Origin of the sequence: Shewanella gaetbuli (assembly GCF_023284065.1) — a bacterium.
GTDB classification, from domain to species: Bacteria; Pseudomonadota; Gammaproteobacteria; order Enterobacterales; family Shewanellaceae; genus Shewanella; species Shewanella gaetbuli.
Genome location: NZ_JAKIKP010000009.1, coordinates 142,212 through 160,001 on the forward strand (window position 1 = coordinate 142,212; position 17,790 = coordinate 160,001).

A 17,790-nucleotide genomic window follows, 5' to 3' on the forward strand; every position below is an offset into this window, starting at 1 on the left:
TATACTGTTGCTCTGCCTTGTGAAAGAGCAACAGTATCATTCGTGTTATAAAGAGCGTCGTGGAGGCACCACAACATTAGCAAAAATAAGCCCCGCAATAAGCGACATAAAGATTAAAAAGATTTGGGTGCCAATATGCGATTGATTCAACATGGTTTCACCAGAAATTAGCGCATTTAACCCTATGTAGGTTTTACTGCCGGGAACCAAAATCACAATGCCTTGCAGTAACGCAATAGAAACCGGTGCCTTCATCCATCTTGCGTATAAGTTGGAATAAATACCCACAGCCAACGCGCCCACAAAAATACCTATTGACTCGCCTAAATATATTCCGCCTAACATGGCTGAGAAAAACGCCACAATACCGGCAAAAATCCCCCAAGGAGAATCTTTTAAACGGGCTTTAAAAATGATCACCAAACAGGTTGATAAAATAGGCACCGCAGACCAAATGGCCCATTTAGGTAAAGGTTGTGGCTCAATGTAAACGGCTTCACCAAATATCGCTTTACCTATTGTCATGCCCAGTACCGCACCAAAATACAGTTTAAATAATTGCATAACCGCATCCATGATGCGGGCTGTGCCAGAAATTAAATCGCGTGCGGCTAATTCAGCCAGCCCCAGTGTGAGTGCTAAACCGGGAATAAAGATAATAATGCCTGATAAAATGGTCACAGGCAGGTTAATACTGGGGTCGAACTGAGCAATGCCACACACAATAATAGCGCACACCACCGCCGCTAAAGGTTCTAGCATTTCAGCTACACGTTTAGAGCGTTCCGCCCAAAATACTAAGCCGTATACAATAAAGCCTAGCATGGCTGACCAAAACACATCGTGCCAACCGGTACCCATTAACATGGCAAATGCACCTGCACTACTACCAAATGCCAGTAGAGTGAGTTTATGGCCATAGGGGTTAGGTTTATTGGCAATTTCTTCAAGGCGTTCAAGCGCCTCTTGCAATGTTCGTTGCCCAGAACTGAGCTCTTCAACTAAATCAAAGGTGCGAGCTAACGAGCCTAAATCTAAGTCTCCGGGCTTAACGCGGGCAACATGGTTATATTCTTGTTCAGTGTCGTGTTGAAGCACAAATGTCATCGAGGTGGGAGACACTAAAAAATAGCCTTCAATACCCAAGGTATGTGAGACGGTTTGTAAGTGGGATTCTAGGCGGTATGCCGGCGTTCCAAACTTATGGAGAGCTTTACCTAACTTAATAATAAATTTACGCTTTTCGATAAAGTCTTGACTGTCCACTGGCCTTAAATCACTCTGCTATTTTGTTGAGGCTAATAAGTCGCGCATAGTAACTGATTTATATTGATTAATCGATAAACAATTATCTTCAATAGTGATAATTTTACAGCAATAAGGTTATGATGTTGTTACAACAACAAAAAGGAGCCACACATGGGGTTATTAGTCACCGGATTATATGCCAGTTTGACAGGGTTATTAGTACTGGCATTGTCATATCGAGTAGTTAAATATCGTCGAGCAAATGCTATTGGTATCGGTAGTGGTGGTAATAAAGATTTGTCACTCGCCATGAGAGTTCACGGAAATTTATTAGAAAACGCGCCTATAGTACTTATTTTGTTTGCCGCTGCTGAATTCAATGGTATGCCTAGTTATTTACTGCATGTGTTTGGCACACTGTGGATTGTTGCAAGATTACTGCATGCCATAGGCTTAACAAAAGGCAAAGGTGGTTATCATTTTGGGCGATTTTGGGGTGTGCTAACCACTTGGGCTATTTTGCTTGGTTTGTCGGTGGCTAACCTTGGTTTTTTTATAGGGCTATAAAAGCATTTTAATTATTCGTGTAACACCGCTTACTCTATTTATAACCTCATAAAATCAGTCACAATATCGTGATTACCTTGCATTTTATGAGGTTTTATTTACCCGAGTAATATTCAAAAATATTTCACATCTGCTGCTTTTTTAGTCACACTTAGTCTTCACCAACTGGTATACTCCGCGTCCGCTTATTTGGCGTATTGTTAATTTTAGGTCACCCGCATGCAAGTTGAGTCAACATTATTTAGTTATCCCAAATTTTGGGCTGAAAGCTTCGGCACAGCACCATTTTTACCCATGACCCGTAAAGAAATGAATAAACTGGGATGGGATAGTTGCGACATTATCATTGTTACTGGCGATGCATATGTTGACCACCCAAGCTTTGGTATGGCGGTAATTGGCCGTATGCTTGAGGCGCAAGGTTATCGGGTGGGTATTATTTCTCAACCTGATTGGCACAGCAAAGATGACTTTATGCAGTTAGGTCGCCCAAATTTATTTTTTGGGGTTACCGCTGGCAACATGGACTCAATGATCAACCGCTATACAGCCGACCGAAAATTACGCCACGATGACGCATATACAGCAGGCGATATTGGCGGCAAACGCCCAGACCGAGCTGTAACGGTTTACACTCAACGTTGTAAAGAAGCTTTTAAAGAAGTGCCTGTGGTGATTGGTGGTATTGAAGCCAGTTTACGCCGTATAGCGCACTATGATTATTGGTCAGATAAAGTGCGTCGCAGCGTAATATTTGACGCTAAAGCCGACATTTTAGTTTACGGTAATGCTGAACGACCACTAATGGAAGTGGCAAGACGATTAGCCAGCGGTGAAGCCGTTGAGCAAATTGACGATGTACGCGGTACCGCCATTATGCGTAAAGAAGCCATGCCCGGCTGGAAGGGAATGGACTCGCGTAAAATAGACCAACTACATAAAATAGACCCCATTCCAAACCCTTATGGTGCGGACGATGTTGGCTGCGAAAAGTTATCAGGGCCTAGCGACAAGAAGATTTTTGATAACGACGCCCCAAAACCTATCAGCGTTCAACCGCCAAGGCCAAGACCGTGGGAAAAAACCTATGTGTTATTGCCTGCTTACGACAAAGTGGCTGGCGATAAATATTTATACGCCCATGCTTCGCGCATATTGCATCAAGAGCAAAATCCAGGCTGTGCCAGAGCATTATTTCAGCCACATGATCAACACCGTGGAGTGTGGGTAAATCCACCTGCGTGGCCATTGAATACAGATGAAATGGATGCTGTATTCGATTTACCCTATCAACGTGTGCCGCACCCCAGCTATGGTAAAGAAAAAATACCTGCTTATGACATGATCAAAACCTCAATTAACATCATGCGCGGGTGTTTTGGTGGCTGTTCATTCTGTTCAATTACCGAACATGAAGGACGCATTATTCAAAGTCGTTCGCAAGAATCTATTATTAAAGAAATTCACGATATTCAAGAAAAAGTGCCTGGTTTTACTGGGGTAATTTCTGACTTAGGTGGCCCAACCGCCAACATGTATCGTTTAGGCTGTACCAGCGTAAAAGCCGAAACCACTTGTCGACGTTTATCCTGTGTTTACCCATCAATTTGTGGCCATTTGGGTACCGATCATAAACACACCATTGACCTATATCGTGCCGCAAGAGATGTTCCCGGTATTAAGAAGGTCCTTATTGCCTCAGGTGTACGTTATGACCTAGCCATTGAAGACCCTGCTTACATCAAAGAGTTGGCTAAACATCATGTTGGCGGCTATTTAAAAATTGCCCCAGAACATACCGAAGAAGGCCCATTGAGCAAAATGATGAAGCCGGGTATGGGCACTTATGACAAGTTTAAAGAGTTATTTGATAAGTTTTCTAAAGAGGCCGGTAAAGAGCAATTTTTAATTCCGTATTTTATTTCTGCTCATCCTGGAACCACTGACGAAGACATGGTGAACTTAGCATTGTGGCTGAAAGGCCAAAAGTTTAAGTTAGACCAAGTACAGAACTTTTATCCATCCCCTATGGCTAATGCAACAACCATTTACCATACCGAACTGAATTCACTTAAAAATGTGAAGCACACCAGTGAGCAAGTCAGCGTTCCTAAAAAGGGGCGTCAGCGTCGATTGCATAAGTCATTATTGCGTTACCACGACCCAGCAGGTTGGCCATTAATTCGTGAAGCTTTAATCGCCATGGGTAAAGAATATTTAATAGGCAATGGCCCCAGCCATTTAGTGCCGCCAGAAACCCGCAACGAGCGTAATCGTCCTAAATGGGGACAAAAAAATGCTAAAGCGGATGATAAACAAGGTGGTAAAACAGCCATGACCCGTTTTTCATCAAACCAGTTTGATGAGCGTAAAAACAGCGCGGCCAAAACCGAAGGCAAAAGTAACAATAAAGCAACTACCAAAGGCAAGGCTAAACCTTCGGCCAATAAAGGGTCTGTTAATAAGGGTTCTGGTCAGTCAGCAAAAGGAAAGTCAGCTGGAAAAGGCTGGGCTACACCGTCTAAATATAAACGTTAACCCATGCTAATTAATTGATTTTAAAGCTGCTTCGGCAGCTTTTTTTATAGTTTTTTTTGCAAAAGCCATTCAGGTAAATTTAAATAAACCCTGTTAAGGTGTAGGGATATTATAATTAAAAAGGCTGTAAACATGTTAAAAACATCAATTAATCGTATCGCTACCCCAGTATTATTAACCGCAACAATGGTGAGCTCATTTGCCGCAGTGGCAGCAGATGCTACTCAAAATAGCTATTTTGACGCCATTGCAGCTCATTGTGGTAAGGCTTACGAAGGCGTGGTTACAGCCGGAAATGCTGCAGATGATGGCTTTACGGGTAAGACGTTAATTATGCATGTGAGAGAATGCAGCAACACCGAATTAAAAGTGCCATTTCATGTAGGAGATGATCATTCAAGAACATGGGTGATCACCAAAACCGAGCAAGGGCTACGCCTAAAGCATGATCATCGCCACAAAGATGGCAGTGAAGACAAAGTCACCATGTACGGTGGTGATACTGCAAACTCAGGCACAGTCACTGAGCAGTCATTTCCAGTTGACGCCGAATCTATTGCAAACTTTAACGAAAATGGCTTAACCCAGTCAGTCACTAATGTGTGGCATATGTATATTACTCCAGAGGTATTCACTTATCGCCTAACGCGTGAAAACCGCGATTTTAGAGTGGACTTTGACTTAACTAAACCGGTTGCTTTACCTCCAACTCCGTGGGGACATGAGTAATTGTCGCTGAACCCATAAATTGACATAAATACACCCATAGTCTGACAAATTTAAAGCATAGTCTCACCAAATCTCGAGCGGCTGTACACAAAACGTACTGGTGTTGCTCGAGATTTTTGTTCATGTATATACGGAATTTACGTAAGCCTTCGCCCAATAAAAACGTTTTTAAATTCGCGAGTGCAAAAGTGAGCGAAACAATAATGTGTGAAAGCACGTTGGAATTCGACGCATGTTTTCATCATGAATTTAATTGCGACTTTTGGCAGTCAACCTGAAGGGGTTTACTACTGTTTTGTGGGTAAACGGTTGCCTTATACGCCTGACGCGTGACTTCACTACATTGATGGGATGACAAAGTTTTATGAATATAAGCCTTGTTGTTTTATTGGCCATAGTGATCTCTTAGCTTTGTCAGTCTATTCATTTATTATAAAATATCAATAACTTATCACCTCTTTATATTTTTGTTACTTTGCATTCTCTGTGTTGGATTTGTCATTCTTCGGCTTAAACAGTGGCGTTAGGCCACGTTTGATTTTACTTCATTAAGCTTGTCGGTCGCATTAGCTTATCCTCAGTACTTTGTTGCCAGCAACCCATAAATGTCATCGGTTGAAAGGTTATCATGACATGCATCGAAATAGGCGCTAATGCGCCTGACAGCGTAGCTTCGTTCAACAAGAGCATTAATGATTAATCACAATCAATACCAATTATCGTACAGCTTATAATCTGCATATTAGTTCTGAACTGTAATCTCATTACATCATCTATCGGTAATGCCTGTATGAGAATTGGTAACAACTATTGCTGTAAATTGGTAATACAGATTAGTCGCTGGCTAACTTTGTTCTGTTATTTGGTCATGTGGTCATATCCATTAGTAGAGAATATAAAAACTATTCAACAATAACAGCCTAATCTTTCTGTAAGTTATTGTTTACTCTGTTCCTTTTTATTATGTAAAAAATGTGTCAAGCCAATACGCTAGTCTTTTTCATGCTTTCGTTACTACCAATTTTGGTTTTTGGTAATGCGTTGGGTGCTATTTTGGTTGACATTGATGTGTTGTGGTGGTTATATTTTGTTTAACGAAAGGTTACAACTGTGAATAAATTGTTAGGTGGGTAACTGCGTTTAGGTAAGTTATTTATGATTCTATGCATAGCTCTTTGATCATATACAACAAAGGGATCTGCTTGTTTTTGCAACGAAATTAGATAATTTTTGGTGTTAATTAGCAGCAAAGTCTTACCTATTTTTATTACGTTTTTCAGGGGTAGTTAAGTTCATGTGTAGGTGCGCCACTATATGCTGCGCATATAAGTATTCTAAGTAAGCTTTGAAAATAGTTAAGCCGAACAATACACGAACATATTCAACAAAGAGATCGTAAATTATAAAGGATTCCAATATCAACACGTATAAATCTTACCGACATTTTCAAAAGAAAATGTGTGACATTTTTGCTGTGCTAGTTTTTGCTTTAGCTGTTTTTAGCGCATCACTCAATGCTCTGGAAGTTGAGGATAATACGCTTATTCCTAAGTCACACACTAGCCTTGCTGAAGGTGTTTTACTGGGGGATTTGTCAAAACTCGATCCGCTTAAAAAGCCAGGTGAAAATTTTGACTTACTCGATTGGTCGTTAACGTTGCCAACCGATCTCAACAAAGATAAAAAAGCTGATACCGTCTATGAGAAATCATTAAGTAAAGGCTTTGACTTAAAACCATTTTTTTATACAGCAGATGATGGTGGCTTGGTATTCGCTTGCCCAAACGTAGGTGCCAAAACCTCAAAAAATACAAAATATGCAAGAACTGAACTACGGGAAATGCTACGTAGAGGTAATGTTCGAATTAAAACTCGTGGCCTGACTAAAAATAACTGGGTTTTCAGCAATGCGCATGGTTCGGCGAAAGCTAAGTCTGGGGGTGTTGAAGGCAGTTTGGAAGGGACTTTGGCAATAAACCGAGTGTCTACCACAGGTGATATAAAAAAGGTTGGACGTGTGGTCATCGGGCAAATTCACGCGACGGATGACGAACCTATTCGTTTATATTACCGAAAATTACCAGCCAACTCGAAAGGGGCTATTTATTTTGCCCATGAAATAAATGATGGTGATGATATTTGGATAAATATGATTGGCTCACGTTCACATACTTTGTCAGACCCTGATGACGGAATCGCCTTAAACGAAAAATTCTCTTATAAAATTTCCGTCGTAGATGAAGTGTTGTTCGTCACCATAATCAGGGAAGGTAAGCCTAATATTACTAAGTACTACGATATGAAAGATAGTGGTTATAGTGCTAGTAACCAATATATGTACTTTAAAGCAGGTGTTTATAATCAAAACAATGACGGCGCTGATGGTGATTATGTGCAAGCCACTTTCTATCATATCCATAATATGCATAAAGGGTATAAATTTTAGCGCAGTTAACACAGTAATTTAAAATTCGTAACTACAATTATTGGTTATATTTTTATTTAAATTAATAGGTTAAAACTTTTGTTTGGGTTTTGTCTGTTGGAATGAATATAACTCTAATTTAAATATAAGAATTTAAAGCAGTAACCTGCTTGCAATAATAAATATAAGAATTTAAGGCAGTAAGCTGCTTGCAATAATAAATATAAGAATTTAATGGCAGTAATAACCTGCTTGCAATAATAAATATAAGAATTTAATGGCAGTAATAACCTGCTCGCAATAATAAATATACCAATATATGGCACTAACATGCTTATTAAAATACTAAGGGGAAGTACGGTATGTCGACGAAATTAAGTAAAAAAACAAAACCCATCCATACAATAGGGAAGTTCAAGCTTTCACCTATAGCAAAATGGATGAAGCTTGCTGCATTTACTTCTATAACCAGTTCTTTTGCATTTTCGGCAATAGCACAAGAAGCCGAAACTGAAAATCTAGATAAAGTTGATAATGATATAGAAGTTGTTGTAGTTACTGGTACACGTAGAACAATTCAAGACCAAATTGCAATAAAGCGTGAATCTACCACGGTTGTTGACGGTTTATCTGCTTCAGATATTGGTGATTTACCTGCACTTTCAATTGGTGAGGCGCTAGAAACATTAACGGGTGCATCATCTCACCGTGAAAATGGTGGTGCTACTGAAATCAGTATTCGTGGTTTAGGCCCATTCTTAAGTAGCACTAACATCAATGGCCGTGAAGCGACCAATGGTAGTGGTGACCGTTCAGTTAACTTTTCTCAGTTCCCATCAGAGTTGATGCAGAAAGTAGCTATTTATAAAACACAAGACGCTTCCATGATTGAAGGTGGGGTTGCCGGTGTTATTACCCTGGAGACACTTAAGCCTTTAGATTTTGGTAAGCAACGTTTTCAGGCTGAAGTAAAAGGTAACTACAACCCAGACCAAGCAAACGTTGACAATTCACTTCAAGGTGATTTGGGCTACCGTGGAACACTAAGTTATGTTGATCAATTTGAGTTTGATAACGGTCAAGCATTTGGTTTGAGTGTCGGTTTGCAGCGTCAAGATATTAGCCAGCCAGAAGCTGAATATAGAAGCTCAAGCCCAACGGGTTCATCTTTGTGGGCATGTTTGAATGATCCAACCGATACCAATACCGGTTTTTTCCGTAGCTCAGCGGGCGATTGTGAAGATGAAATTGTTGGCTCGAATAACCAAGGTTATAATAATAATATTGATCCAGATACAGGTCTTGCAGTAGATGATGGCAGAGAATACGCATGGACTGGCTCAAGCCGAAGCTTCCGTCAAAATGAAACATCTGATGAAAGAGACGCTTTATTCTTTGCTCTACAATACCAACCCTCAAATAAATGGGATATCAATTTTGACGCGCAAATTTCAGATCGCACCCAAGCAGAAGCGCGTCATGATTTAATTTTCTTACAAAAGCGCGTTACACCGGGTGTAACGGGACAAAATCTGATCACAAACGATGTTGGCGGTATTCTACATTGGGAAGGTGAAGAACGTATCGAGTCTGCGGGTGAGCAATTTTCGCGTGAAGAAAACTATCGTGGATATGGCTTGAACGTTGAACATTTTTTCTCTGATGATCTAAAGATTAGTGTTGACCTTGGCTATTCTAAAACCAGCCGTGAAGAACTACAAATAACAAACCGAGGAAGAACGAGCTCTCGTCCTTTCTTATCTTGGGATTTAGGTGAATATATTCCTCATTTCACAGTGACTGATTTTGATGTGACTGATATTTCCAATTTTACTGATAGCCTTCGTACTCGTATCGACAGAGAAAATGTCCGCGACAACGAAATTATGGGTGCACGCGTTGATTTTGATTATATTCTAGACAGTGATTTTTTTAGTAGCGTGCAAGCTGGCGTTCGCGTTTCTGAGCTAACATTTGTTCAATTTGGTGGCACGAACGGTAATGGCTCAAGAACTACATATAATTTAGATGAATCTGCAACATCGGCCATCGATGTACTTGAAGGTTGCCAAATAGCCTTCCCTGAGTCTGATTTTTTATCCAGTGTTTCTGACGGTGATATCATCACCCATGTTGACAGTTCAGGTAATGTTGTAGAAAGCGGTACAGGCGCTTCGTGGGCTACTTACAATAACGAATGTTTCTCACAAGCTGTAGCAGCATCACAAGGCGGCGAATTCGCATACCCAGAGGTTACATACGAGAATGCGGGTACTATTGACGTAACAGAACAAACTACCTCTGCTTACGCCATGCTTAATTACGACTCTGAAATGTTCGGTAAATTTATTCGTGGTAACTTTGGTGTTCGTGTAGTGAATACTGACGTTACCTCTATTGGCTTTAGAGAAGGTTTCGACGTTGTCACTGATCCGGCGACAGGTATCGTCGAATTAGTACCAAACGAAAGTATTGAAAAGATTGTTGGTGGTGGTGATTACACTGAAGTACTACCAAGCTTTAACTTGGTCGTTGATTATGATGACAATATTCTCCTAAGAGCCGGTATTTACCGAGGTATGTCACGTGCAGATCCATCTAATCTAAGTTATAGCCGCACATTCGTAACCGATGACTCGGATGACCCTGAATCAGTTGAAGACTTGTTGGTTGGTGTTAATGGTTCAGGTAACCCTGATCTTCAGCCATTAATGTCATGGAACTATGACGCTGCTGTTGAATGGTATCCAAGCGATGACTCTATAGTAGCGTTAGGTGTTTACTACAAACAATTCAATGGCAATTTCCAACAGCAAACACAGTTAGAGACGTTTACCGTTGACGGTGTGGAAGTTTCTTTACCTATTACGAATTCAGTTACTAGTGACGAAAAAAGTGACCTTTATGGTTTTGAAGCGTCATTCTCGTATCGTTGGGATTTAGGCATTGGTGTGAAGTTTGGTTATAACTACTCAGATACAAGCTACGAGTTTGAAGATAGTAACTACGGTAATACCTTTACTACTGGTTTAGATGGTGTTGTTACTCAGGAAACCGTAGGTATTGTTCCTCCTGCCTCTGTACCTGGATTTTCTGAGCATGTATTCAATGGACAGCTTTACTACCAAATAGGTGATTTTGATACTGCGCTTATCTACAAGTATCGCAGTGAATACTTCCAACCATACACTTCTAACGGCACAAGACTACGCTATGTTGGTGAGGCAAATGTTTGGGAAGCTCGTGCTGCTTACAAAATCAATCAACACGTTCGCGTTAAAGTTTCAGCAATTAACTTGTTCAGTGAGCCTCGTCGTGATGACTTCTATGTCAAAGGTAACTTGGGCCAAGTAAGTGATTACGGTCCTCGCCTGTTCGCAGGTGTCAGCTTTAAGTACTAGCTAAGTCTAGTAGTTAAATAAAACAAGCTAAATTTGAAGAAAGAATCTTTGTGGAGTCATAAAAATGAATAATAAATCACTTATACCGCTCATCATTGCGACAGGCCTAGTAGGTTGTGGCGGTGGTGACGGTGCTGAACTAGATGGTAATACTCGCGGTAGTATAACAATAACCGGAAGTAATTTTATCGCTGGCGAAACAATCTCTGCAGCAGCTACTGATGCTGACGGAATTATTGCTGACACACTTACTTACGTTTGGTCAACAGGTACTATCGGCACATCTTACACAATTACTGAAGCTGACGAAGGCACAGTTATTTCTGTTTCTGCTAATTATACAGATGATGCAGGTTTTACCGAAGGTGTTGGTGCATCTACACCTGTTATCAACCCAACCTTAAATGTTTCTGCTCGCATTATTAAGGGCCCTATTGATGGTGCAACTTGTGACATATTTGAAGTTGAGGATAGTGGCGCTGCGGTTCTTCCTGCGCAAGGCACTGCAACCTCTGACACTACAGGTGGCGTTACATTTATCGACGTACATTTCGAAGGTTTAGGTTTAATCACTTGTACTGGCGGTACTTATACGGACGAATCAACAGGTTTAACCTTAGATGCTCCTCAACTTCGCTCTGTAGTGAATGTAGTTGAAAATATTATTGAGACTGATGATGAGGGTGTGGAAACCATACTACCACCACCTACCTATGTTGTTTCTCCTTTAACCGAAATGGCTGTTCAAAACGCGGGTAGTGATTTAAACCAGTTTGCTGACGCAGCTGAAATAATTAATGCTCGTTTTGGTATTCGTTTTGATACAACAGAAGTGCTTCCTACTTTAGTTGGTACTGTTGAACTTGGTGCTGATGGTGCTGAAAACGCTGATAGATATGGTTCTGTGCTAGCGCTACTATCACAAGTTGATGCAGACAACGCAGACGCAGATTTATCTACCGTTATGCAAGATCTTGCTAGTGACGTCGCTGATGGTTCTTTTTCTGAAGAGTCTTTAGTTACACTTGAGACAGCACAAATGAATTTGCAAACTACTTCACAAGTTGCTAGTTCGGTTGATGAGGCGTTACTTGATGTAATTGGAGCCGCTGTTGGTTATAACAATGACCCTGTTGCAGCAATCATCGAAGGTGAATTTGGCGGTACTGTTCAACATACTGCTATTAATCCATTAACTGGTTCACTAACCATTATTGATCCAAACTTTGAAGAAGACGCTTTTGTTGCTCAAACAGATGTAGCACTTGATTATGGTACATTTAGTATCAGCGCCAACGGTAGCTGGTCTTACACGGTTAACACTGAAAATGATACTTTAGCGAACCTTGAAATAGGTGACTCTGTAAGTGATTCAATCACTATCGCTTCTATTGATGGTACGACTGCTGATATTGTTATTCGTGTTGCTTCACTTACTCAAGTTGTAAAAATAAGCGATACAGGCGGCGATACGGGTGAGATTAGATTTAGCGTTGATAACCTTCGTCAAGGTAAGCTGAGTGCATCTATATCTAAAGAGGTTGCGCTTGGTAGTGATGGAAATATTAAAGATGCTTACATTACGCTTTATGGCTCATCTGGTAGTTCTAGTGAATCGCTTATAGATTTGCGTATTCAAGGAACTCAAACTCAAGACGACGGCACTGTAATTGACCCTCGTTTCTTTGTTCGAAATACTGACAGTGACGCTTACCCTGGCAATATGATCACTGCACCATTAGTTGAAGAGCAGTTTTATGATGTAGAAATCACATGGGACTTAGATCAAGCAGATCAAATCACCGTGACTATTGATGGTGAAGTGATTGGTGGAGGTTCATTCTCTACAGCAGCAGTTGTTGACTCTGATTATACAGGCTTAGACCAGTGGTTCGCTGATGGTGTTAAAGCTATCCAATTTAGATTCGGTGATAATGATAGAACGATTCCTTTCGGTTCTTTCTATGTTGATAACATTGAAGTATTTTCTGATACCGCTGGCACAGCAAGCGTCTTTTCAGATGACTTTGAAAGCTATGATGCAGGTGAAACTTTAGATGCTACAGACAGCAAGTATGGCTTAGCTATTTACTCAGAAGTTATTGTTTTTGATGCAGGTGACGGCACAGAAGAATCAACCCCAGCAGTATTCTTTGATTTAACTGGAAGAATAGCAGCTGATGAAGCAACGACTACAGGTTTAGTAAGTGTACTTGACCCAGATGATGGCGAAGCATTTATTGTTCAGACAACCTTAATGGGTACATACGGTACTTTAGCAATATTAGATGATGGCTCTTGGACCTATACTCTTGATACTGCTAATGCCACTATTGCAGCACTTGTTGTGGGTGAAAGTGAACTCGATACCTTTACTATTGAATCTTTTGATGGCACAACCGCTGAATTGGCAATCACTATTACAGGCACAGTTGTTGTTGATACTGGAGCAAACAATGTTGCCAGAATGGCTGATACATCATTAACGGCTGATGCTGAGTTACGTTTAACAACGGATCCACTTGCTGCAGGTTCAATTTCTACAACTATTAAGCGACAAGCAATTTCAGGCTTCACTGCGACACCAGATGTTTCTGAAAACAATACCGTTTACATCAGTATTTATGGTGGCTCTGCCTCTTCGAGCAATCTAACGGGTGAAATTGCGTTTAGTGACGGTGGTGTTGTTCAATATCGTGATGCAGACAAGAAACAACAAACTGTTGAAGGTATAACTGTTGTTGATGATGCAGATATAGATGTGGTAATTGAGTGGACAGCAACAGGTTATTCACTTTCAATTGATGGTGGTTCAACCTTCTACGGTCCTTATGTTGCAATTAATACGGGGACTGCGACAGAAACCTATCAAGTACGCATTGGTAGCTCAGATAAAGAGTCTTCAAAAGAATTATTGGCTGATGACATTGTGATTGCTGATGATACAGATTCGACAATACTATCTGAGGACTTTGAAACTTATGTTGATGGTGAAGATTTAAGTACAACTTATTCAAGTTCTGCTGAAGCAACCGTTAAGACCATAGCGGGAACTAGTGTAAATAAAGTTGCCCGAATGGCTGACACATCACTAGACGCTGACGCTGAGTTACGTTTAACGACGGCGGCACTTGCTGAAGGCTCTATTTCTGCAAGCATTAAGCTACAAGCCATTGCTGACTTCACTGCTACACCAGATGTTAGCGAAGATAACACTGCTTATATTAGTATCTATGGTGGCTCTGCCTCTTCAAGTAACCTAACGGGTGAAATAATCTTTAGTAATGGTGCTATTAAATATCGTGATGCAGCAAAAGAGCAGCAAACCATTGAAGGCTTAACTTATGCTGATGATACCGATATTGATGTAGTTATAGATTGGACTGCAACAGGTTACTCTTTGTCAATTGATGGCGGTACAACCTTCTACGGTCCTTATGAAGCAATCAATACAGGTACAGCGACAGAAACGTATCAAATACGTATTGGTAGCTCTTCGAAAGAGTCAGCAAAAGAGTTATTAGCTGATGATATCGTGATTGCTGATGCAACAGATACGGCGGTTCTATCTGAGGACTTCGAAAGTTATGCTGTGGGTGACGATCTAAGTACGACTTACTCTAGTTCTGCCGAAGCTACAGTGCAAGAAGACTAATCAACTTGCAGTTGTAAATTAATGTTTTAAACAATGTGTTAAAAATGCCGCTTATTGATAGCGGCATTTTTTGTTCTTTATCTTTCTCGTCTTTAGCGAGTTTTTTAAATATCCAGCTATAAGCATTTTAACAAATAGGTGAATGAAAATAACAGATTTTAGATCAAGCTTTTAGAGCGCTTGAGGTAATTAAATGAAAGGCAACCATACAATAAAGAGACCTTTATGCCGTACCTGAAAGATCGGACAAAATTGTTAACTGATCAGTATTAGATAATGACTTGATTGATACGTGTGGAATTGAAAAGCATATTACCGAGAACAAAGCGATTAGAGAATAATAGCTTACTAACTCAGTGCTTGGGTTCAATATAATGCATACACCGTGATACCTAATAAAACCTACACTCTCGACATTACTACCCAAACTTAGGGCTTTGGGCTAAATGCGTTAGATTTTCAATCCAATTACCCGTAATTTAAATGAAAAAAGTATCTTAACTGATTAAATTAACACTGACCCCTTTTATACTGACCCCTTTTATAGAAAATGGCTACCATTTGGTAGCCATTTTTTATGCAAAACTAGGTTATTTAGCATCAAAGGTAAAAGACTGGCCAGCTAAGGCTGCTTCGTACATTAAGCCCCCTTTTGCGGCGGTAAATATAGCCATGCCATTCATGTAAACAGCTTTGGCTGCATGATTACTACCCGCTTGTCCCGCGCCTGCGGAATGGCCCGTTGTACCCACTTGAGCGCTCGCGCCGACATTGATTGCAACCGCAGATGCTTGAGCACTAAATTCGAAACTACCACTGGTGAAGTCATTGTAGGCTTCGGCATTTTTGAAAAAGATAATCTCGCTGTAAGCTTGGCCACCTAATTGAAAACCAATCGACAACTGGCTGAGTGTAGAGTTACCTGTGTGCATGCCGCCTTTATAAACTCGCCCTTTGCCGTAAGCAGCACCAATTCCTATGCCGCCTTTACCCACTGTAGGGAAAATGGCATAGCCGTAGGCGGTATTAAAAAATGCTTGGGTTTCTGCAGCCTTTTGAAAGTTAGTAATAGCCTCTGTATAGCTTGAATCATTTGCCTGTGATGTTGGCGAAAATACAATAGCTAACCCTATGAACATGGTGAAAACAAAAGTGAGTAATCGTGTCATATAAACCTCAATGTAAGCTGTTTGAATGTATGCAAGTTAACATAACTGACATCATCATAACCCAGTTTGACGTTAGGATGTACGCTTGGTTTTCTTTGTGGTGCTTATCACATCTTGTAAATAAGCCATTTCATCATCATCTAAAACGGGAGTGCTAGTTGGTGTCGGCTTGGGATGATGTGTCGATTGATTGATAGACCTTAAGTACGCTGCTTTAGTCACCTGATGTAGACTATAAAAAGCTAAAATATACACGGTAACCAGTAAGCTTAAACGAGTAATAGTTTCAGGTATCATCGATTGATAATCACCTAAATAAAAAGGCAAATAAGCTGAAATTAAGCGAATTATCCAGTTGATTAAAATGCCTATGGCGATGACTGTTACCCATTCAATTTTATTGTCACTAGGCACTGAAGCATTGAGTGATTGTAATTGACGGCTTTGCTTTACAAGTCGGTAAATTAAAGCCAGATAAATAGCGCTTTGTATTAACGCTAAACACGGCAGAATGATCGCAAATACATTAATTCGGCTTAATTCGGTTATCGATGACACACGGCTCTCTGTCGCATTTGGGTCGATACCTATACTAAACAGTATGGCTGAAGTGGTCATTAGAGCAATGATCATAGCAAGTAGCGTATGTTTAAGATAATGAGGTTGAAAAGTGACGGGATGTAAACTTTGTTTGCTGTACAGATAGAGCAACGGCATTAATAAGAAGAATAATGGATAAAGCAGCGTAAGCAGTAAATGAATGGGAAGTGTAATGGCGTCATTTGTGAGCAAACCCGTCATAAAATAAAGCCCTACCAACATAAATATAGAGGCCAATATATTATGACGGTTGTAGGTGCTTCGATAAATGAAGCGCACATATAGCGCCACCCCAAAGCAGTGTATTCCGCCAATTAAAGACAGCCACCAAAAAGCTTGAATGAAAATATCATGATCAAGTGTCATCATGTTGATAAGTCATTTAAAAATGGCCAAAAGTATCATTAAGGTAATCTGCTTAACTCTGTTTGCGCAAGTGTCGATTACTGGCCTCTTTAGGCGGCTTTCCAGGTGCAGGTTTTCGCTCTGCCAGTAAATGCTTAATAGCCATTATGGGGTGGGGTAGTAACATTCTTGGCCCTGCATAAATCATAATTTCACGGGCTTTTTGCTTCATTTTTGGTTTGTAGCAATGTACAGGGCATTTATTACATGTGGGTTTTTCTTGCCCATATGGACAGCGGTCAAGTCTGGTTTCGGCGTAGGCTAAAAACTCATCACAAGATTCACACAAACTATTTTGAGGTTTGTTGCAGTGGTGTGCTTTACAGTAGATTTCAACCATTGCACTAATGGTTTGAAATTCAAACAACAGTTTGCCTGAAAGTAACGATGAATCTGTCATGACGATAACCTAGTAAATTAGTCAACTACTTAATTTTAAATTGCCATATTAGAGTAGACAAATTTAACCCTACAGGTTGTGATTAAGCGCATGTAAGTGCTAAATGTTGGTAGCTTAATCACAATAAATGAGTTGAAAGCCACATCCTGCACGAAATGTTACAGATAAAATGGGGTAAACACTTGATTTATGGGTAGTGATTAGATTACTAATAGTGATGTGTGCTCAAAAAAACAGCGCTTGCTTGTTGCCAGACTCAAGGTAAGCATTGGCAAAATAATTAGCCGTCCACTTATAACATGTACACCGCGAAATACAGGATGATATTGAATGAAAATAATCATAGTCATTATTTTAGTGGCAATAGGGGTTTATTTATATAACCGTGCTAAAGCCACCGCTGAGCAAGAAGCCGCTGAGCAACAACCCCAAAAACCTTCTAATCGCACCGAGGCTGAAATTAATGCATTAGATGAGCAAGCTTCAGCGGAAGTGGAAGCGGTTGACAAGGTTGCAACTGAGGTGGTTGACTCGATGCCAGAGCCAGAGCCAGAGCCAGAGCCAGAGCCAGAGCCAGAGCCAGAGCCAGAGCCAGAGCCAGAGCCAGAGCCAGAGCCAGAGCCAGAGCCAGAGCCAGAGCCAGAGCCAGAGCC

Annotated in this window: 10 protein-coding genes and 1 pseudogene; 7 read left to right on the forward strand and 4 right to left on the reverse strand. The window is 40.6% G+C overall.

Translation table 11 applies throughout. The features are described from left to right. Positions 1-45: 45 nt before the first annotated feature. Complete coding sequence (locus L2672_RS12760; protein ID WP_248996237.1) at positions 46-1,266, reverse strand: threonine/serine exporter family protein; 1,221 nt, start codon at positions 1,264-1,266, stop codon at positions 46-48. A 153-nt stretch (positions 1,267-1,419) separates the two neighbouring features. Here L2672_RS12760 and L2672_RS12765 point away from each other — a divergent pair, with 153 nt between their 5' ends. The 6 genes from L2672_RS12765 (at position 1,420) to L2672_RS12790 (ending at position 14,563) form a co-directional block, all read left to right on the forward strand. Beyond that, positions 1,420-1,815 (forward strand): MAPEG family protein, encoded by a 396-nt coding sequence (locus L2672_RS12765; protein WP_248996238.1) that lies wholly within the window; start codon positions 1,420-1,422, stop codon positions 1,813-1,815. Positions 1,816-2,034: 219 nt separating this feature from the next. Further along, positions 2,035-4,353, forward strand: a complete 2,319-nt coding sequence (locus L2672_RS12770) for a YgiQ family radical SAM protein (protein ID WP_248996239.1) — start codon at positions 2,035-2,037, stop codon at positions 4,351-4,353. Between the two features lie 132 nt (positions 4,354-4,485). Continuing rightward, positions 4,486-5,082 (forward strand): hypothetical protein, encoded by a 597-nt coding sequence (locus tag L2672_RS12775; protein WP_248996240.1) that lies wholly within the window; start codon positions 4,486-4,488, stop codon positions 5,080-5,082. A gap of 1,456 nt (positions 5,083-6,538) precedes the next feature. Then, positions 6,539-7,528, forward strand: coding sequence for a polysaccharide lyase family 7 protein (locus L2672_RS12780; RefSeq protein WP_248996241.1), 990 nt, complete (start codon positions 6,539-6,541; stop codon positions 7,526-7,528). Between the two features lie 341 nt (positions 7,529-7,869). Continuing rightward, the gene (locus L2672_RS12785; RefSeq protein ID WP_248996242.1) at positions 7,870-10,908 is read left to right on the forward strand and encodes a TonB-dependent receptor; all 3,039 of its coding nucleotides are present in this window, start codon (positions 7,870-7,872) and stop codon (positions 10,906-10,908) included. A gap of 64 nt (positions 10,909-10,972) precedes the next feature. Then, positions 10,973-14,563 carry a VCBS domain-containing protein gene (locus L2672_RS12790; protein ID WP_248996243.1) on the forward strand — a complete coding sequence of 1,197 codons (3,591 nt, stop codon included), beginning with the start codon at positions 10,973-10,975 and terminating at the stop codon, positions 14,561-14,563. Positions 14,564-15,153: 590 nt separating this feature from the next. On the opposite strand, the gene L2672_RS12795 is transcribed toward L2672_RS12790, so the two are convergent. From L2672_RS12795 to L2672_RS12805, 3 genes are all read right to left on the reverse strand, one after another. Then, the gene (locus L2672_RS12795) at positions 15,154-15,732 is read right to left on the reverse strand and encodes a lipid-binding SYLF domain-containing protein (RefSeq protein ID WP_420833161.1); all 579 of its coding nucleotides are present in this window, start codon (positions 15,730-15,732) and stop codon (positions 15,154-15,156) included. Between the two features lie 72 nt (positions 15,733-15,804). Further along, complete coding sequence (locus L2672_RS12800; protein WP_248996244.1) at positions 15,805-16,701, reverse strand: hypothetical protein; 897 nt, start codon at positions 16,699-16,701, stop codon at positions 15,805-15,807. Between the two features lie 49 nt (positions 16,702-16,750). Next, positions 16,751-17,137, reverse strand: a complete 387-nt coding sequence (locus tag L2672_RS12805) for a nitrous oxide-stimulated promoter family protein (protein WP_248996245.1) — start codon at positions 17,135-17,137, stop codon at positions 16,751-16,753. 330 nt (positions 17,138-17,467) lie between these two features. Between L2672_RS12805 and L2672_RS12810 the strand changes: the two are divergent. After that, positions 17,468-17,790 (forward strand): annotated as a pseudogene (locus L2672_RS12810) (hypothetical protein); the annotation flags it as partial.